The sequence below is a fragment of the Bergeyella porcorum genome (assembly GCF_042427575.1).
GTDB classification, from domain to species: Bacteria; Bacteroidota; Bacteroidia; order Flavobacteriales; family Weeksellaceae; genus Bergeyella; species Bergeyella porcorum.
This window is the reverse complement of the sequence record NZ_JBHMFD010000013.1, coordinates 216,508-235,724: the sequence shown is the minus strand read 5'-3', so window position 1 is coordinate 235,724 and position 19,217 is coordinate 216,508. Positions and strand designations below refer to the sequence as shown.

Genomic DNA, 19,217 nt, shown 5'->3' with positions numbered 1-19,217 from the left:
TTTGAATAGACTCTGAAAATATACAATGTAAAAATCACTTTTTATCGTATTTTTCTAACACTTTTACAATATCCACAGAATTAATTTCCTCTTGTAAATCTGGATAATTAGCAAACTTCTCTTTGAGTTTCTTTTTCCAACCTATTTTCCCCACCAATATCGGCTCTGTTCCATTTTCTATGATATAATCACTTCTACCTAAATTTCCATAAATACTTACAGGAAAAAAATCTGATATTAGCTTAGTTTTATTCCCATCATATTGCAACAATACCAACCCCAAATCTTTGTCAAAAAACTTTAAAGAAGAGTACATTTTATGTACATCCCCTTCATTATCCTTAATTTCCAAATAGTCTAATTCATCTTCTTTTGTCATTTTCTTTTTCCCTTTTTCATCTATGAACCACATTCTTTTCACCCAAGTATGAATAGAATAAACACTGGCTTTAAAAGAACCTATATTGATTATCCTTGTATGTATGGTATCAGTAGATTTTTTCAATACATATTTTGCTTCAAAATGACGATTAGGATTATACTCAAACTTACTCTGAGCAAAAGAATACGCTGAAACACTTATCAAAATTAATAAAAGTAATCGTTTCATATGAACATTATTAAGTTTTCCCAAATTTAAACAAAATTCCCCAATTATCAAAATAAAAACCACAGACCCTTTAATGCCTGTGGTTTCTGTCAACCAAAAATATTTAATATGAAAAAATTATATATCTATATATGAATCACCTCGCCATACGCTGCAGCTACTGCTTCCATAATGGCTTCTGAAACCGTTGGGTGTGGGTGAACGGACTTAATAATCTCGTGCCCTGTAGTTTCTAGTTTTCTAGCTACCACTGCCTCTGCAATCATATCAGTAACGCCTTCTCCTATCATATGGCATCCAAGCCACTCACCATATTTAGCATCAAAAATCACTTTGATAAATCCATCGGTATTTCCGTTAGCCGTTGCCTTTCCAGACGCTGATAGTGGGAATTTCCCTACTTTAATATCATAGCCTTTTTCTTTAGCTTGTTTCTCTGTTAGACCTACAGAAGCTACCTCTGGTGAACAATAAGTACATCCTGGGATATTACCATAGTCAATTTTCTCGGTGTGGATACCTTTAATCTTCTCTACACAAGTAATCCCTTCTGCAGATGCTACGTGAGCCAAAGCCTGAGTTGGGATAATATCACCAATAGCGTAATAACCTGGTACAGAAGTCTCATACCATTCATTCACCAAAACTCTTCCTTTATCTGTTTGGATGCCCACTTCTTCCAATCCGATATTTTCTATATTGGCAACAATACCCGCTGCTGAAAGTAAAATATCAGCTTCCAAAGTAACCTCTCCTTTTGCGGTTTTTACTTTCGCTTTAACGCCGCTACCAGAAGTGTCTACACTTTCTACAGAAGCATTGGTCATAATTTCTATACCTGATTTTTTCAAAGATTTTTCTAAATGTTTAGAAATTTCTTCATCCTCCACAGGAACAATGTTTGGCATAAATTCTACAATGGTTACTTTAGTTCCCATAGTATTATAGAAATCTGCAAACTCTACCCCAATAGCACCAGAACCAACTACAATCATAGATTTTGGTTGCTCTGGCAAGGTTAATGCTTGTCTATACCCTATTACTTTTTTACCATCTTGTGGCAAGTTTGGCAATTCTCTAGAACGAGCTCCCGTTGCGATAATAATATGATTAGCAGAATATTCTGTAGCCTTACCCTCTGCATCTTTTACCTCTACTTTCTTCCCTGGCTTCACCTTTGCCGTTCCCATTATCACATCTATTTTATTCTTCTTCATCAGGAACTGAATACCGCCACTCATCTTAGAGGCTACACCTCTACTTCTTTGGATTACTTTAGAAAAATCAAAGCTTGGATTTTCTACTTTATTAAGCCCATAATCTTCCGCGTGGTTTAAATAATGAAACACGTGGGCAGATTTTAATAATGCTTTGGTAGGAATACATCCCCAGTTAAGGCAAATTCCGCCAAGGTTTTCTTTCTCTATGATGGCTGTTTTGAAGCCCAATTGTGCTGCTCTAATCGCTGTTACATATCCACCAGGACCACTCCCGATGACAATAATATCGTAGTTCATTTTCTTGAATTATTTAGTTACAAAAATATGCAAAAAATATGATTTTTACTCCCTCAAAATTATTAAATCCAAAATTTACCTTCCAAAAATATTTTTTCGCCAAAGAAAAACATCATTCTTCTAAGTGATATTCTTCATAATGACCTAAGAATTTTACCATTACACCGATGCTTTTCAATTCTTCTAATGAATTTTGATACAGAACATTATCCCATTTTCCATCGACATTGATGAAGAAAAAGTAATTCCCCAAACCTGTTTTTAGTGTTCTACTTTCAATTTTGGAAAGGTTCATTTTACGCCAAGCAAAAACCGAAAGTACCTGATGCAATCCCCCTGCATCATCCTTAGGAATGGTAATCAAAAGGGAGGTTTTCTCTGATTTAACGGGCAGTTGAAATTTAATTTCTTCAGAAGACTTACTGATAACAATGAATTTGGTATGATTTTGTTCAAAATCGTGGATATGATGATGCAAAATCTTCAGCCCATAAAGTTGTGCCGCATAGGCATTAGCAATGGCTGCAACTGGCTCTTCTGGATGTTCGGATACATATTTTGCCGAAGCTGCTGTGGAATGAAAATCTTGCCGCGGTATCGATTTGTATTGGGCTTCCAAAAAATGAAAACACTGAGCCAAAGCCTGGGGATGAGATAACACTTTCTGAAAGGAGGTCTGCTCTGGATGTACCATCAGATGGTGAGCTATGGGCATAACCGCCTCTGCCAGAATGTAGATTTCAGGAAAATCATAGAGATAATCCAGCGTGAGAGAAACCGTCCCTTCTATAGAATTTTCCAAAGGAACCACAGCCCTATCTGCCTCATCATTAGCCACAGCTAAAAAACAATCTCTAATGCTGGTCTGCGGTAACAATGTCCCCTCCGAAAACAACTGTGCTGCCGCCAGCGAGGTAAAAGAGGCTTCTGGACCTAAAAATGCGATGTTCATCTTGTAATTCAATGATAAATTAAAAACAACCCTTAAACTGACTTTAAAGGTTGTTTACAAAGTTATATTATTTTCAATTAATTGACACTTATCACCTCTTTGATTTCAGGAGCGTATTGCTTAATGGTGTTTTCTACCCCTAATTTCATCGTGGAGAAGTTCATAGGGCAACCGCTACAGTTTCCCTGCAACTTTACTTTTACCGTATCTCCTTCTATATCTACCAGCTCTATATCTCCTCCATCTCTATTCAAAAAAGGACGAATGCTCTCCAGAGCTTCTAAGACTTTCGTTACGGTTTCTTCGTGTTTTATATCTTGATTCATTTGTATTTAATTTAAACCCTCAATATTAAGGAATTAGCCGTTATTTTTTAGGTGAACATCCTGCCATTGTGGTAATCTTTACCGCTTCTGTAGGAGGTAGATTTTTATTTCTTTCCACCAAACTCTGCACCATATTCTGAGCGGTTTCTTTGTAGATGGCTTCTATTTTAGAACCTTCTTGCAATGCTGCTGGTCTGCCCACATCGCCTGCCTCGCGGATACTCTGTATCAATGGAATTTCTCCTAAAACTGGAATACCTAAATCCTCTGCCAAGAATCTTGCTCCTTGTTTACCAAAAATATAGTATTTATTATCTGGCAACTCCTCTGGAGTGAAATATGCCATATTTTCTACCAATCCTAATACTGGAATATTAATGCTCTCCATCTGGAACATTGCAATACCCTTTTTCACATCCGCCAATGCTACGTGTTGTGGTGTAGATACAATTACTGCTCCCGTTACTGGTACTTCTTGAATAATGGAGAGATGAATATCTCCCGTACCTGGAGGAAGGTCTATCAAAAGGAAGTCCAATTCTCCCCAATGTGCATCCCTTAGCATTTGACTCAACGCCTTAGAAGCCATTGGCCCACGCCATACTACAGCTTGGTTACCTCCTGAGAAATAGCCAATAGACAGCATTTTCACACCGTAATTCTCTATTGGTTGCATTAGATTTCTACCATCCACTTCCACAGAAAGCGGTCTTGCTCCTTCAGTATCTAGCATTGTAGGCACTGATGGCCCGTAGATATCCGCATCTAAAAGTCCTACTTTAAAGCCCATTTTAGACAAAGTTACCGCAAGATTAGCTGCCACGGTAGATTTCCCTACACCTCCTTTTCCAGAAGCAACAGCGATGATATTCTGAATCCCAGGAATGGTTTTCCCTTTGATTTGATTTTGTTGCACTTCAGATGGCTCTGGTGAAACTATTTTCAATTTTAAAACCACATTTTCTCCAAACTGCGATGCGAAAGCTTGCTTCATTGCCACTTCCAATTTCTTCTTCTCGTGCATTGCTGGGGAATGTGCTGTCATATCTATATACACATCATCGCCCATCACTTGGAGGTTATTCACTAAGTCATCTACCTCTATCTCTTTCAGAAATTCCTGAATTTTCGCTTTTGTCAACATATATTTTTATTGTAGCACAAAAATACAAATTTAATTCTACATATTGAAAGTTGGGTAATGGTAGATTGTTATTAGCTCTTTTATTTCCGAAGAGGAAAATATTCCAATCTTCATAATCCACCTTGTACTTTTATTTTGGACTATTTTAATCTTGTGCCTCTTCCAGCTGTCCCTCCCATTTGGATACAGCAGAGGTAGAGAGGGCATTCCCCAAAACATTAGTCATACTTCTTCCCATATCGCAAAAATGGTCTATCGGTAAAATTAGTGCAATACCCTCTGGTGGTATTCCAAACATTGAACAAGTAGCAACAATAATCACCAAACTCGCTCTTGGAACCCCCGCAATTCCTTTGGATGTAAGCATCAGCACCAATAGCATAATGATTTGTTCCCCTATAGACATATCAATCCCATAAATCTGAGCAATGAAAATAGACGCAAAGGTCATATACATCATACTGCCATCTAAGTTGAAAGAATATCCCAGTGGCAAGATGAAAGAAACAATGCGCTTATTGCAACCGAAACGCTCCAACTCTTCTACTAATTTTGGAAACACCGCCTCCGAGCTGGTAGTAGAAAATGCAATGAGCAATGGCTCTTTGATTCTTTTTAATAAATCAAATAAGCGATTGCCCAAAATGAAATACCCTACCAATATTAGCACCAACCAAAGTACCGCCAATGCCAAGAAGAAATCTCTAAGATAAATGGCATATACCGTAAAAATATCAAATCCCTTAGTGGCAACTATAGCCGCAATAGCTCCAAAAACACCCAATGGTGCCACCCACATAATGTAGCCTACCATTTTCAGAATGGCGTGGGCACAGATGTCTAACGCCTTGATGATAGGCTGGGTATATTGTTCTCCCATATTGGCTAAAGCAACACCAAACATCACCGAAAATACCACAATTTGCAATACTTCATTGGTAGCAAAGGCCTCAAACAAACTCTTTGGCACGATGTGCTTTACAAAGTCTTCCATAGAAAAACTCTTCGTAGTTGTCATAATCTCTGCGGCGGAAGAAGTATCCGAAAGGTCTAGCGTAATCACCTTACCTGGCTCTAACCAATTCACGAAAATTAACCCAATAACCAACGACACTAATGAAGCTGTGAGAAACCACAACATTGCTTTGGTGCCCACTCTTCCTATCATACTCATATCGCTCATCTTAGCAATCCCCACCACCAGAGTAGTGAATACCAGCGGAGCAATAATCATCTGCACCAGTCTAATGAATACCGTACCTAATAATTTGATATTTGCGGAGAAGCTCTCAGCACTGTCCCTGTATTGAAAATGCACCAACGCTCCTACGCCTACACCTAATATCAACGCAATGATAATGGCAATAAAAAGTTTATTCTGTCCTTTCATAATTTTAATTTTATTAAAAAGAGTTACAAATATAGCTTTTTTATGAAAGTTTTCATAGTGATTTCTACCCAATAGGATATTTATACAGAAAAAACACCCTCATATAGAAGGTATTTTTTTAGATATAAAATTGTAATCAATACAACTTTTACGCTTTCAGGTATCTTGCATAGGCATAGCCTTCCTCACCGTCTGAGGTTCTAATTCTCCACCATTCGTTAGAAGATTGCTCCACTAAAGTTACCAATTCTCCCTTTGCTGCTTTTCCTACGATAGCCGCTTCTGTAGAAGGCTCTTGGCGGATGTTAAGATTAGACTCTTCCGTTACCACAGTAAGGTTGGTCCCTGCTACCAAACCTGCCACCTGCACATTGATATTGATATCCGATGCAGAATAAGTAGCATCTATCACGCCTAAGGCATTCCACACCGTATCTTTGGCTTCGGTAGTAGCGGCATCGCCAGAGATGTATAAAATACCATCTTGCTCACGCACTTGTAGGTTAGCAATCCCTGCATTCTGAGCAGCCGCTACCACAGTAGAATATTTATCTTGTAATACGCTCATTTCGTTTTATTTTAAATTATTTTACTACTAAATTATTATTATACTTTCCAATTTGAAGAGCATCTACAGATTCTTTGATTTTTCTAGCCTGTGCAGGAGCTACATTTCCCGTTAGGGTCAATTCTCCATTTACCACTTCCACTTTTACAGAAGGGAAATCCTTCACTGCATCTTGTACTTTCTGAAGCACAGCAGGATCCACTTGATTCACCACTACTGGCTCTGGTGCAGCAATGGTAGTCATATCGTGTACATCTTTAACCCCTGCAATAGCCTTTAAAGAAGCGATAGCAGCATCTTTTTCCTCTTGAGAAGCGTAAGTACCGCTAAGGTGAGCCACCCCATCTTTCACCTCCACAGAAGCTGTAGGATTAGACGCTACCACAGTAGTTGCCTGAGTTTTTAAATCTGCATCAGAAACTTTTTTCTTACAAGATACTGCACCGAAAGACACAGCCAATGCCAATGCAGTCATTGCGATTGTTTTTCTCATAATGGTTTTAATTTATAATGTTTTAATGTTTCAAATATAGGGATAAGATAGCAAAAGCCATTCCTAAAACTAAAAAAGTTCAGTTTTTTTTTGAATAAAAACTGAACTTTTCATTGTTGTAAATTTTAAATTCTTACACTTATTTCTTTGTTATATGGTAATAAGCCAGCATTTTGTAGTATAATTTCGCGGCTAAAAATGCCGTAGGCTTTGCATAGGCAGAATCCATCAGCTCTACAATATCAAAGGCTATCACATTACATTTTTCAAATACCTTCTTCAAAAGTTCCAATGTAGGGTACCACTGAAGCCCTCCTGGCTCTGGCGTTCCTGTAGATGGTGCAAAGGCAGGGTCAAAAGCATCTAAATCTATCGTAATATAAACATTACCTGATACTTTTTCCAAAACATCATCTATCCAACGGTCGTTTTTAGCAATCTCGTGAGCCCAAAAACATTGTCCTTCTGGTACATATTGCATCTCTTCTACATCGCAAGAGCGAATCCCTACTTGCACCAAATTAAGCTTTTGGCTTGCTTCAAATACTGCACAAGCGTGGTTGGAAGTAGAGCCGTGAAACTCTGGCCTCAGATCTGTGTGAGCATCCAACTGCAATACTGTAAGGTCTGGATATTTCTCTCCAAAAGCCCTAATAGAACCAATGGAAACCGAATGCTCACCTCCAAAGAGCGTGAATAATTTCCCATCGTGCTGCATCATTTCTTTGGTTTTCTCATACACCGCCTGCGTCATCGCCTCTGGTGAAGCATCTTCTGCCACTTCCCCAGCCATCCAAACACCTTCCAAATAAGGCTCTGTACCTGTTTCTATATCATAAAGCTCCATATTTTCTGAAGCATCTAAAAACAATTCTGGGCCTTTGTCCGCACCTTTTCCCCAAGTGGAAGTTCCATCATAAGGAACCGTTACCAGCATTACTTTTGAGTTTTCTAATGTTGCATTTTCCTCTGGAATACCTGCGTAAGTTCTCATATTACTCATCTTTTATTTGATTGCAAAGATAATATTTTAAGATGAATTGGAGGAAAAACACCTCTCACCAAATCACTTATAGTTTAACTGATATTATATAAGAATTTATTAGTCGGATTAATGTTCCTCCTCCCCTTCTGCATTCTCAGGATAGGTAGATTGTACTTCAGTAGTTGGCGTTTCCTTTGCCAAAGTTTTAAAATAATCTACCATCTCTGCTTTCTGCTCTGCTGTAAGTTTAGCCTCTGGATGCATTATTAGGTAAGACTCCATAGGCATAGCTCCATTCTGTACCAACTCTGCCGCCTCTTCCAATTTTCTCAATTGCCTTTTCGGTTCATAGGTGGCAAATGTAGAGAAATTCAACTCTCTTCTTCCCTCATCAATATGGTTTTTCAAAAACCAAGCTATGGGTTGTATATTGCTATACCACGGATATTTAGTTTCATTAGAATGACAATCATAGCAAGCATTTCTGATATTAGTAGCTACTGTTTCAGGTGTTTTCTTTATTGTAAGAAAGTCCAGTTCTTTATTGATTGGAGGATTTGTTTTGTCTATTTGAAAAAACTGAATCATCACGAAAGCAACTGCCAGAATGGTAATAATTTTTTTCATCTTTTACAACTTCAATTATCCTGCCTTACAAGTAAAAATAATGCCAAACTCAGGTTCTTCTTGTTTTTATTTAAAAAATTGCCATTTAGGAATAATCGACAATAATGCAATCCCAACAAAAACAAACAAAGCCATAATATCTGAATATAAAAATGTATTTAGAAAATAATTATGACAAAAAAAATGCAAAACAATCGCTATCGGAAATAGAATCACACCGATTTTTCTATAAAAATAAATAAAAACAATAGATAGTATCGCTAGAATATCTATAAAAAATATGATATAAAAATACCAATTAGGAATATTGATATCTTTATCCTGATGCTGTAAAAACTGATCCACATCTATCCCTATTCCCATCATCATAAATAATATCATCCCTATCAGAGCAATGATAAATCCCACTCCTTTTTGAGGGTTTTCTCCTTTGAAATAATTTTGTTCCATAATGTGTAAAAATAAAAAACCTGTGGGAAAACCACAAGTTTTTTATAACTTAAAAAAGATTAATCATTAGATAGTAACAGATTGCATCAATCTATTTCCATTACTGAAAAACTCATCCATAGAAATCATACTTTCAGTTCTCATTACATCTTGGATATCATCTATTTTATAGATAATGTTTTTAGCATCTTCAGTGCTCTTAGCCTTCAGTTTGCAGAAAATATTGTACTTCCCAGAAGTAACAGCTGCTTCTACAACATTAGGAATTTTAGCCAACTCTTCCAAAACATTTTGAGTTCTGTTTGACTTCGTAAGTAAAACACCAATATAAGCCGTAAAGTGGTAATCTAATTTTGTATAATCAATAATTAGAGAAGAGCCTTTAATGATACCAGCATCTTCCATTTTCTTCACTCTCACATGGATAGTTCCTGCTGAAACATCCATTTGCTTAGCGATTTCTGTAAATGGCATTCTTGTGTTTTCTACTAAGAAATCCAAGATTTTCTTATCTATTTCGTCCAATTGATAGTTCATAGCGTTGCGTTTATGAATTTATTAAAAAACTATTATATACTATGCAAATTTACAAAAAAAATACAACCAACAAAATTTCAAACAAATATTAACAATTTTTAACAAAAGATATTTTTCATTATTTTAAAATCACCTGAACAATGGTTGAAACTTCATCCCTTTTTATACTTCTTTATACTTATTTTCAAGGCATATTCAACTCACAAAGGTAACTTTTTAGAGAGAGAGCAAATAAAAAATTGCACTTACTAATGTAATTTTGTCCATCATATTTTGATTAAAAAAGTCTAACTTTGTAAAAAATATTAGATCTGAATACAGCAGCAATAAGTGCAGAAATAAAAGCTTCAGATGCACCATTGCTTAAAGAATTATTGTAAAAATTCAAAGCAAAATCCATAAAAATGTATGTGAGAAAGCCCCTACGAAAATGAGTAAGGAAGAGTTCTCTGGTAAAGTAATAAAATTTGCACATTATACAAAATAATAAACAAAAAATCATCGTACTTTGTACTTGATACATTGTACAAGTAAAAAAAAATCATCAATGAAAATTCTAATAAAAAACGCTAAAATCGTTAATGAAAATCAAATTACAGAAAGTGATTTATCTATTGAGAATCAATTAATTTCCAAAATAGAAAAAAACATCGCTCCTGATGGTTTTGACCAAGTCATCGATGCCAAAGGCAAATTTTTAATTCCTGGGGTCATCGATGATCAAGTGCATTTCAGAGAACCTGGTCTTACCCATAAAGCCAATATAGAAAGTGAATCCAAAGCCGCAGTGGCAGGTGGCGTTACCAGCTTTATAGACCAGCCCAACACCGTTCCTAATACCGTAACTCAAGTGTTATTACAACAGAAAAATGATATTGCCGCAGAAGCATCTTACGCCAATTATGGTTTTTCCTTTGGAGGTACCAATGACAATCTGGAGGAAATCCTAAAAACCAATCCTAAAAATGTACCTGCCATCAAGCTATTTTTAGGCTCATCTACGGGAAATATGCTGGTGGACAACCCTGATACTTTGGAAGAGATTTTCTCTAAAGTAACAATGCCTATATGCGTTCATTGCGAAGATGAAACCACCATCAAAAACAACACAGAAACCTATAAACAACAATATGGCGAGGATATCCCCGTGAAGTTTCACCACCTCATCCGTAGTGAGGAAGCCTGCTACATTTCCTCATCCAAAGCGGTAGAATTGGCACAAAAAACAGGGGCTAGATTGCATATCTATCACCTCTCTACGGCAAAAGAAACCACCCTATTTCGAAATGATATTCCTCTAAAAGACAAGAAAATAACTGCTGAAGTCTGTGTACACCACTTACATTTCACCAACGAAGACTATGATACCAAAGGCACTCTAATCAAGTGGAACCCAGCCGTAAAAACCCAAGCCGATAAAGACGGACTATGGCAGGCTCTTTTGGACGATAGAATAGACATCATCGCTACAGACCACGCTCCACACACTTGGGCAGAAAAGCAAAACCCTTATACCCAATGCCCTTCTGGAGCTCCTCTGGTACAACATTCTCTCAATGTAATGCTAGAATACCATCTTCAAGGGAAAATCAGTCTAGAGAAAGTGGTGGAGAAAATGTGTCACAATCCCGCCATCTTATTCAGTATTGAAAAGCGAGGATTCATCCGAGAGGGCTATAAGGCTGATTTGGTCTTAGTAGATTTAGACAATGGCTACACGGTTTCTAAAGAGAACATTCTCTCAAAGTGTGGTTGGAGTCCGCTAGAAGGCACTGTTTTTCATAATAAAATCACCCATACCTTCGTCAATGGACATTTGGTTTATAATAATGGACAATTCTCTGAACAAAAATGTGGAGAACGCCTAACTTTTGACCGTTAAAATTCAGTAAAAAGAATGGAACTACTGAAAAGCTGGTCTAATACCTTTATAGAAGCTGGTTGCGATGAAGTGGGAAGAGGCTGCCTCTGCGGGCCCGTGGTGGCAGCTGCTGTTATTTTGGGAGATGATTTTGCTCCCAACCTCATCAATGATTCTAAAAAGCTCAAATTCAAACAGCGAGAAGAACTAGACCAATACATCCGCGAAAATGCCATAGATTTTGCCATTGCCGAACTTCCACCAGCGTTCATAGATGAGCACAACATTCTCAATGCCAGCATCCACGCTATGCACTTGGCATTAGACCAGCTGACTACGCGTCCAGAACTGATTTTAGTAGATGGCAATCGGTTTAAGCCCTACCCTTTCATTCCTCATCAATGCATCGTCAAAGGAGATTCTAAAGTACTATCCATTGCTGCAGCTTCCATCTTAGCCAAAAACTATCGGGACAAACTGATGATAGAGCTTCACGAGGCTTTCCCAGAATATGGCTGGAACAAAAATATGGGCTACGCCACCAAACACCATCAAGAAGCCTTGATGAAATATGGTGTAACCATCCACCATAGAAAATCTTTTAAATTGGTATATTAAACACAATCATCACTTTACTTCTCAATATAACCAACCACAAAGTGCTTTAGCGTAAAGTAGCCATAATCTCTGTAAAAACCAAAGTAACTTCCTTCCACATTACCCGCAAAGGAGGCACTTCCTTTGACCATTAATAATTAATAAACGACCATCAATCAATCCTTCCCCCTTCGGGGGAAAGGCGGATTCAACCCCCAAGTGCAATTTTTAGGTTACAAATTTATAGAATAAACTTGTAGGCTCCTCAAAATCTAATGTTAATCTAGGCTAAACGCACGAAATTTATAAAATATTAATAACTAGCAATTTATATTTTAGTCATTCTCTATAGAGTCAATCAAAGTTAAATTATAATATACTGATATTCAATATGCGTACTGGGCAAATGTCTTCAAAATATAATTTCATGCGTTTGACCTAAAATATTATAGGTTAAGTGCACGAAATTTATAAATTGTTAGCAGGCAGATTCACCAAAACGATAAAGGCTCTAATCATATTGATCCTCCCTCTCTTCCAAAAGCCAGTCTTCTATTTCATCTTCCAAATATGAAATCTGAAGGGCTATGGCATTAATGAAATCATCGGGCAATGCAAGAGTCTCATCCGAATTTTCGAGAAGGCTGAACTGCTGCTCCATCACTTCATACTCGGTGTAGATTCTTTCAAATCTTGGATAGTGGGCTCTAAGCGTATTGATTTTGTCTTGATGAAGACGAAATTTGGTGTTGATATCGCACATTGGGGTTTAAAATTGAATGTTATGGTTATAAAGGAATGGGCAACAAAGAGAATATTCAAGATAAAAAACATTTACTCCCAAATGTTTGATATCAGGTAAAGTTTCAAAATCACCCCACTAAATTACTTTTTTTATTTTAAATAGAAAAAAATTATTAACTTTTTATTCATTTTTTAACATTTATCCTATATTTGCCATTCAGAAACGAAAGATGAAACAACGACTATTGAAACAGAAGCAGGTATTCTTGTTCATTGTAGCAGGTGGACTGAGTGCGATGATAGAAGTGGGAAGTTTTAAGCTTTTCAGCGTCTATCTTCCACAACTTTTGTGGTGGGAAAAGGGATGGTATGGCATACATTATCCCCTTAGCAATATTCTTTCTACTTCGTGTGGTATTTTGTCCAATTATTTTTTCAGTATTTGGTTTGTTTTCCAAAGGGGAAAGCATTCTAAAAGGCGAGAGTTTGTTTATTTTATGGGAATTTCCGCTTTTTCTACCATTCTTAGCCTTGTCTTTTTTCAGTTTTTTTACCTTACGATTTTCAAAAACGAGTATTTTGATTTAGGCTTTTTCGTGTTCAGTGCCGAGATGCTCAGTAAGATTTCTGCTATTATTTTGGTTTCTATTCTCAATTATTCTGTAAAGAAAAGGTTTATTTTCAATGGATAGCCAGAATTTCAAAATTAATCTGTAATGAAAAAGATTCTCAACTACCTTTGGCGTGCTTGGTTTGTTCTTCTTGCAACGGTATTCACCATTCTCCTTGGTATTCCTGTTTTACTGCTTTCCATCAAGGCAACACATTTCAAATACGCTTATTTTTTCATACGCCTTTGGGCTTTGATTTTACTTTACGGTATGGGCTTTCGCTATGAGCTGATAAAACAAACCGATAAAAAATTGGATAAAAACCAACAATATATCTTCATTGCCAATCATACTTCCATTATTGATATTATGATGATGTGTGCCCTACATCCCCATCATCCCATCTGTTTCATTGGAAAAGCAGAACTGGCAAAGATTCCTATTTTCGGTATTATTTATAGGCGCATTTGCATTTTGGTGGATAGGAAAAATCCTAAAAGCCGAGCGAGTGTGTATCCAAGAGCAGCCACAAAAATGCGACAAGGGCAAAACCTCGTTATCTTCCCAGAAGGGGGCGTACCAGATGATACTTCCATTGTGCTGGACAATTTTAAAGATGGTGCTTTCAAGATTTCGGTACAGCATCAGTTTCCCATTGCGGTTTATACTTTTTTAGGTTTGAAAGAAATGTTTCCCTTTGATAATAGCAAAGGCTACCCTGGAAAAATAACGGTGGTATTCAATGATATTCTGGAACCGCAATCTGATATGGAAGCGATGAAAAGCAATGCCTACAATCAGATAAAAATCACTCTAAAAAAAGATTGCACATCATTATAATTTAATTATTTTTGTTTTCATTAAAAAAACATCTTATGGAACAGCATAACCAACAAACCAAGTGGTCGCAGTTTATTTCCTTAGTCGTGGTATTTTTCTTCTGGGGATTTGTAGCCGCTAGTAATGACATCCTTATCCCAGTATTCAAGAAGAGCTTTGAGCTTTCCCAGCTTCAGTCTCAGCTGGTAGCGTGGGCATTTTATGCAGCTTATTTCTTTGGCTCTGTTATTTTCTTTGTGATATCATTATTCAGTGATATTCTACAAAAATTTGGGTACAAAAAAACCTTGGCTGCGGGGCTCTGTCTTTCTGCAGTAGGAGCATTTCTATTTATCCCAGCAGCTGATAATGGAAGCTTTTGGTTTTTCCTTACAGCTCTATTCATTGTAGGGTTAGGCTTTTCTGTACAGCAGATTGTAGCCAATCCATTAGCTATCAAAATGGGAAGCCCTGAGACGGGAGCTCACCGGCTGACAATGGCAGGTGGTATCAATTCTTTAGGCACTACTATTGGGCCTATCATTTTGGGATTAGCACTATTTGGTACAGGAAGCGAAGAAACCAGCCTTAACCTTCACGATGTGAAATTGCCTTTCATTATTTTGGGTATTGCTTTTCTTTTGGTGGCGGTATTTATGCTGGTTTCCAAAATTGAAGACCCTGCAAAAGAAGAAAAAACCGATGATGCTACGGATGATAACGAAGCCCATTTCAGCCTTTTCAAATACCCTCAATTGGTATTAGGAATGCTGGCTATTTTCATCTATGTAGGCGTGGAAGTTTCTATTGTGAGCAACCTCCCTGCCCTATTGCATACCAAAGAGTTTGGCAGTGTTTTAGAGCATAATCTCGCTCCTTTTATCTCTTTGTATTGGGGCAGCCTTATGATTGGTAGATGGAATGGCAGCATCAATGTTTTCAACCTTTCTTCTGGAGCTAATATGGCGTTGAAATTCATCATTCCATTCGTGGCTTTTGGTATTATTACAGGGGCTAATATTCTTAGTGGAAAATCTGTAGATTCTTTCTACATCTACCCTATTTGGATTCTTATTTTCATCTTGATGAGTTTCCTTGGCGGGAAGAATGCGGGGAAAACGCTAATGATTTTCGGTATTGCAGGTGCGTTGATGATGGTAATAGGCTTAGTCTATCCAGATAAAGAAATTGCAAAATATTTCTTCATTTCTGGTGGTTTATTCTGCTCTATTATGTGGCCAGCGATTTTTGATTTGGCAATTGCAGGTCTGGGCAAAAATACCGGTAAAGCATCGTCTTTCTTGGTAATGATGATTTTAGGAGGTGGCATCATTCCGCTGGTACAAGGCTGGATTTGCGACCACGATTTGACCTCGCCAGAGGGCATTATGGGCATTTCTTACACCCATTTTTCATACATCGTACCTGTGGTTTGCTTCCTTTACATTGCGTTCTACGGATTCATTACACCGAAATTACTCAAAAAACAAGGCGTTCTTCTATCTGAATCTGCAAGCAATGCACACTAAGCATCCGTTTTATAAAACAAAAAGATTTTGGGCAGGTGGATTACTTGCCCAATTTGTTTTATTCTTTATTTTCTCGAAAATACCTTTCGTGATTCAAGGATTTGACACTTTTTTTGAATATCAGAAAAGGGTTCATCAGAAGCTATTCAGTGGAATTTCATTGTCTATAGGCGATCTATTTTACTGCCTTTTAATTTTAGTAATTTTGATTTTTCTTGTCATCGCATTGAAGAAAACCTACCGCTCTTGGGCTTGGTGGCGATGCCTTATTCTCCTCAATGTTTTTTATTTCGTTTATCAAATCTTTTGGGGAATGCTGTATTTTCAAAAACCTTTATCCGATGCTTTACCCACCTACGATGCCTCCGCGGAAGAGGTAAAACATCTAACTTTAAAGTATTTGGAACGATGCAAAACCACCCGAACGCAAGTGAAAGAAGACGAAAATGGCGTTTTTAAAATCCAAAATATCAAAGCAATAGAACAAGAGATTCTTCATCAGCAAACGCTTCTACCATCTCCATTCAATAAAAAAAGGACAACAGAGGTTAATAATTTTAAAGCAAGTTTGTTTTCTAGCTTTATGAGTGACACGGGCATTTTAGGCTATTATAATCCCTTTACCAGCGAGGCTCAATACAATCCACACCTGCCACCGGTACATTTGCCTTTCACCCTCGCACACGAAAGTACGCACCAGCTGGGCTATGTACGGGAACAAGAAGCCAACTTTATAGGCTATTTAATCGGTATTCAATCAGACAACCCAGAATTGCGATACAGTACTGAATATTTTGTTTTAAAACATCTATTGGCAACCCTTGTACAGGAAGATGAAGATTTTGTAAAAAAAACACTTAACAGCTATTCTCCTGCGATGCAAAGAGACCGCCTGCACGAAAAAGAGTTTTACCAGAACCATCAAGGCTTTTGGGAAGAGTTTTTTGGGATGACCAATCATTTATTCTTAAAAAGCAATCAGCAGGAAGGCCGCATCACTTACAGCTATTTTGTGGACCTATTACTGAGATACGAACTCCAATATCTACCCCTGCATCAATAAAAAGAGGCGTACTAAAGTACGCCCCCAAAAAACACAAATGATGAAAAAAAATTATTACTTTCAATAACTAACCTCATGAAAGCGATTCAAAGGTACAGCATTTTTTTTTAATCTGCAAAATTTTTACATAAAAAATCATCCGTATTCATCGCAGTTTGCTAGAGTTTTCACCTTAAACAACACATCAAATAATTGACTACCAACAAACTAACAACAAGATTCCTCAATTATTTTTTTTGCTATTACTTTCAGATTATTTTTTATTCAATCTAAAAAAGAGCCATATATCCATTAAAATTCTTATAAACAAAGAGTTACCCTTACGGATAACTCTCCTATTACACTACTTATTATGATCTTAGCTAAATCCCTACTCTGGCTTGTAGCTATCTTTTAATGTTACGGTTCTATTGAATATCAATTGGTTATCCGTAGAGTCTTGGTCTTTGGTAAAGTAGCCTATTCTTTGGAATTGCAATGGTTCTCCTACCGCTACATCTTTCAGGGCAGGTTCTGCAAAACCTTGCACTACTTTAAGAGATTCTGGGTTGATGAACTCTAAGAAATCCACTTCTTTTTCAGCATCAGGTTGTTCTACGGTGAAGAGTCTGTCATAAATTCTCACCTCCACAGGAATGGCGTGTAGAGCCGAAACCCAATGCAGGGTACCTTTTACTTTTCTAAGGCTTTCTTCGGTGCCACTTCCAGATTTAGATTTCTCATCATAAGTTACATAGATGGTGGTAATATTACCGTTTTCATCTTTCTCTACGCGTTCTGCTTTGATGATATAAGCTGATTTTAAACGCACCTCACCCCCTAGTTTCAATCGGAAAAATTTATTATTGGCTTCTTCTTTGAAATCTTCCCTTTCAATATAAAGCTCTCTGCTGAATGGTATCTTTCTTGTTCCAGCATTTTCATCTTCGGGATTGTTTTCTGTTTCTAGCCATTCCTCTTGCCCTTCTGGATAGTTCTCAATGATAAGCTTCACAGGATCTACCACCGCCATTACCCTTTTGGAAATTTTATTAAGATCTTCTCTTACGAAGAATTCTAACAATTGGATGTCAATCAAGTTTTCTCTTTTAGAAACCCCCACACGGTCTATGAAGTTACGAATGGCAGTTGGGGTATAACCTTTGCGTCTTAATCCAGATACAGTAGGCATACGCGGGTCGTCCCAGCCAGTGGTGATGCCCTCTTGTACCAAGCGTTGTAGCTTTCTTTTGGAAGTAATCATATAAGAAACATTCATACGGGCAAATTCCCTTTGTTTGTTTCTTAGTTTGGAATTATCATACACTTGGTCTAAGTACCAATCGTAAAGCGGTCTATGGTTTTCAAACTCTAAGGAGCAAAGCGAGTGAGAGATTTGTTCGATATAATCACTTTCCCCGTGAGCCCAATCGTACATCGGATAGATTTTCCAATTTTCTCCTGTGCGGTGATGAGGTCTTTTAAGGATTCTGTACATCACGGGGTCTCTCATATTCATATTAGGAGAGGTCATATCTATTTTGGCACGGAGCGACATACTGCCTTCTTCAAACTCTCCGTTTTTCATTCTTTCAAACAATTCCAAAGATTCCTCAATGGGACGATTTCTATATGGGCTATCAATGCCGTCTTCCGTAGGATTTTTTCTCTGCTCGGTAATCACTTCAGAAGGTTGCTCATCCACATAAGCTTTACCGTCTTTTATCATCTGCACTGCCCACTCATAGAGCTGCTGGAAATAATCTGAAGCATAGACTTCTTGGTCCCATTTAAACCCAAGCCAAGCTACATCTTCCTTGATGGAATCTACAAACTCTTGCTCTTCTTTCTCAGGATTGGTATCATCAAAACGAAGATTAACAGGAGCATTGTACTTCTCACCAAGTCCAAAATTGATACAGATGGCTTTGGTATGCCCTATGTGTAAATAGCCATTTGGCTCTGGTGGAAAACGAAATCTCAAAGCTTCTTTAGGAAGCCCATTAGCCAAGTCATCTTCTATAATTTGTTCAATAAAATTGAGTGATTTTTTTTCTTCCATTGTAGAAATATAAATTGAAACGCAAATTTATGAAAAAATGAATTGATGTTTCAAGATTAATTGGAGAATTTAATCGCAGTCTAAAATAAAAAAATCCCCTAAACACTACATTTAGGAGATTGAAAAAATTATCGCTTGGTGGTTTCTCCAGGAATCGAACCAGGGACACACGGATTTTCAGTCCGTTGCTCTACCAACTGAGCTAAGAAACCATTAGGATTTTTAAGCGATGAATCCAAACGCTTGGTGGTTTCTCCAGGAATCGAACCAGGGACACACGGATTTTCAGTCCGTTGCTCTACCAACTGAGCTAAGAAACCATTACTGATTTTTTCAGTGGTGCAAATGTACAA

20 protein-coding genes and 2 tRNA genes are annotated in these 19,217 nt (G+C 37.4%); 6 read left to right on the top strand and 16 right to left on the bottom strand.

Going from position 1 to position 19,217, the window contains the following annotated elements:
• Window positions 1-34 precede the first annotated feature (34 nt).
• The 12 genes from ACFFUE_RS09165 to ACFFUE_RS09110 form a co-directional block, all read right to left on the bottom strand.
• The gene (locus ACFFUE_RS09165) at window positions 35-610 is read right to left on the bottom strand and encodes a hypothetical protein (protein WP_376834658.1); all 576 of its coding nucleotides are present in this window, start codon (window positions 608-610) and stop codon (window positions 35-37) included.
• Between the two features lie 125 nt (window positions 611-735).
• A complete protein-coding gene (lpdA, locus tag ACFFUE_RS09160; RefSeq protein ID WP_376834656.1) occupies window positions 736-2,127 on the bottom strand; it encodes a dihydrolipoyl dehydrogenase in 1,392 nt (463 codons plus the stop codon).
• Window positions 2,128-2,239: 112 nt separating this feature from the next.
• Window positions 2,240-3,079 (bottom strand): prephenate dehydratase, encoded by an 840-nt coding sequence (pheA, locus tag ACFFUE_RS09155; protein WP_376834654.1) that lies wholly within the window; start codon window positions 3,077-3,079, stop codon window positions 2,240-2,242.
• 77 nt (window positions 3,080-3,156) lie between these two features.
• The gene (locus ACFFUE_RS09150; protein WP_327984921.1) at window positions 3,157-3,405 is read right to left on the bottom strand and encodes a NifU family protein; all 249 of its coding nucleotides are present in this window, start codon (window positions 3,403-3,405) and stop codon (window positions 3,157-3,159) included.
• A gap of 40 nt (window positions 3,406-3,445) precedes the next feature.
• Window positions 3,446-4,549: an Mrp/NBP35 family ATP-binding protein gene (locus tag ACFFUE_RS09145; protein ID WP_376834652.1), complete on the bottom strand. Its 1,104-nt coding sequence runs from the start codon at window positions 4,547-4,549 to the stop codon at window positions 3,446-3,448.
• 145 nt (window positions 4,550-4,694) lie between these two features.
• Entirely contained in the window at window positions 4,695-5,939 is a 1,245-nt protein-coding gene (locus ACFFUE_RS09140; protein WP_376834650.1) for a dicarboxylate/amino acid:cation symporter, read from the bottom strand.
• Between the two features lie 148 nt (window positions 5,940-6,087).
• Window positions 6,088-6,507 (bottom strand): SH3 domain-containing protein, encoded by a 420-nt coding sequence (locus ACFFUE_RS09135; protein ID WP_376834648.1) that lies wholly within the window; start codon window positions 6,505-6,507, stop codon window positions 6,088-6,090.
• Between the two features lie 16 nt (window positions 6,508-6,523).
• The gene (locus ACFFUE_RS09130) at window positions 6,524-7,000 is read right to left on the bottom strand and encodes a BON domain-containing protein (protein ID WP_376834646.1); all 477 of its coding nucleotides are present in this window, start codon (window positions 6,998-7,000) and stop codon (window positions 6,524-6,526) included.
• Window positions 7,001-7,139: 139 nt separating this feature from the next.
• On the bottom strand, window positions 7,140-7,994 hold the full coding sequence (speB, locus tag ACFFUE_RS09125) for an agmatinase (protein WP_376834644.1): 855 nt from the start codon (window positions 7,992-7,994) through the stop codon (window positions 7,140-7,142).
• A 117-nt stretch (window positions 7,995-8,111) separates the two neighbouring features.
• Window positions 8,112-8,612, bottom strand: a complete 501-nt coding sequence (locus ACFFUE_RS09120; RefSeq protein ID WP_376834642.1) for a heme-binding domain-containing protein — start codon at window positions 8,610-8,612, stop codon at window positions 8,112-8,114.
• A 66-nt stretch (window positions 8,613-8,678) separates the two neighbouring features.
• Window positions 8,679-9,062, bottom strand: coding sequence for a hypothetical protein (locus tag ACFFUE_RS09115; protein WP_376834640.1), 384 nt, complete (start codon window positions 9,060-9,062; stop codon window positions 8,679-8,681).
• Between the two features lie 66 nt (window positions 9,063-9,128).
• The gene (locus ACFFUE_RS09110) at window positions 9,129-9,599 is read right to left on the bottom strand and encodes an Lrp/AsnC family transcriptional regulator (protein WP_376834638.1); all 471 of its coding nucleotides are present in this window, start codon (window positions 9,597-9,599) and stop codon (window positions 9,129-9,131) included.
• 547 nt (window positions 9,600-10,146) lie between these two features.
• On the opposite strand from ACFFUE_RS09110, the gene ACFFUE_RS09105 reads away from it, so the two are divergent.
• On the top strand, window positions 10,147-11,481 hold the full coding sequence (locus tag ACFFUE_RS09105; protein WP_376834636.1) for a dihydroorotase: 1,335 nt from the start codon (window positions 10,147-10,149) through the stop codon (window positions 11,479-11,481).
• Window positions 11,482-11,496: 15 nt separating this feature from the next.
• Window positions 11,497-12,078, top strand: a complete 582-nt coding sequence (gene rnhB, locus ACFFUE_RS09100; RefSeq protein ID WP_376834634.1) for a ribonuclease HII — start codon at window positions 11,497-11,499, stop codon at window positions 12,076-12,078.
• A gap of 490 nt (window positions 12,079-12,568) precedes the next feature.
• Here rnhB and ACFFUE_RS09095 read toward each other — a convergent pair whose 3' ends face one another.
• Window positions 12,569-12,820: a hypothetical protein gene (locus tag ACFFUE_RS09095; RefSeq protein WP_376834632.1), complete on the bottom strand. Its 252-nt coding sequence runs from the start codon at window positions 12,818-12,820 to the stop codon at window positions 12,569-12,571.
• A 211-nt stretch (window positions 12,821-13,031) separates the two neighbouring features.
• Here ACFFUE_RS09095 and ACFFUE_RS09090 point away from each other — a divergent pair, with 211 nt between their 5' ends.
• From ACFFUE_RS09090 to ACFFUE_RS09075, 4 genes are read left to right on the top strand one after another with little or no spacing between them, the layout of a single operon-like run.
• A complete protein-coding gene (locus ACFFUE_RS09090; protein WP_376834630.1) occupies window positions 13,032-13,493 on the top strand; it encodes a GtrA family protein in 462 nt (153 codons plus the stop codon).
• A 24-nt stretch (window positions 13,494-13,517) separates the two neighbouring features.
• Window positions 13,518-14,252 carry a lysophospholipid acyltransferase family protein gene (locus tag ACFFUE_RS09085; RefSeq protein WP_376834628.1) on the top strand — a complete coding sequence of 245 codons (735 nt, stop codon included), beginning with the start codon at window positions 13,518-13,520 and terminating at the stop codon, window positions 14,250-14,252.
• Between the two features lie 35 nt (window positions 14,253-14,287).
• Entirely contained in the window at window positions 14,288-15,760 is a 1,473-nt protein-coding gene (locus tag ACFFUE_RS09080) for an MFS transporter (RefSeq protein WP_376834626.1), read from the top strand.
• A complete protein-coding gene (locus tag ACFFUE_RS09075) occupies window positions 15,750-16,823 on the top strand; it encodes a DUF3810 domain-containing protein (RefSeq protein ID WP_376834624.1) in 1,074 nt (357 codons plus the stop codon). Before ACFFUE_RS09080 ends, ACFFUE_RS09075 begins: the two co-directional genes overlap by 11 nt.
• Before the next feature lie 370 nt (window positions 16,824-17,193).
• Here the strand turns inward: ACFFUE_RS09075 and ACFFUE_RS09070 are convergent, their stop codons facing one another.
• From ACFFUE_RS09070 to ACFFUE_RS09060, 3 genes are all read right to left on the bottom strand, one after another.
• Entirely contained in the window at window positions 17,194-18,864 is a 1,671-nt protein-coding gene (locus ACFFUE_RS09070; protein WP_376834622.1) for a glutamine--tRNA ligase/YqeY domain fusion protein, read from the bottom strand.
• 136 nt (window positions 18,865-19,000) lie between these two features.
• Window positions 19,001-19,076, bottom strand: a tRNA-Phe gene (locus ACFFUE_RS09065).
• 32 nt (window positions 19,077-19,108) lie between these two features.
• A tRNA-Phe gene (locus ACFFUE_RS09060) sits at window positions 19,109-19,184 on the bottom strand.
• Window positions 19,185-19,217: the final 33 nt, after the last annotated feature.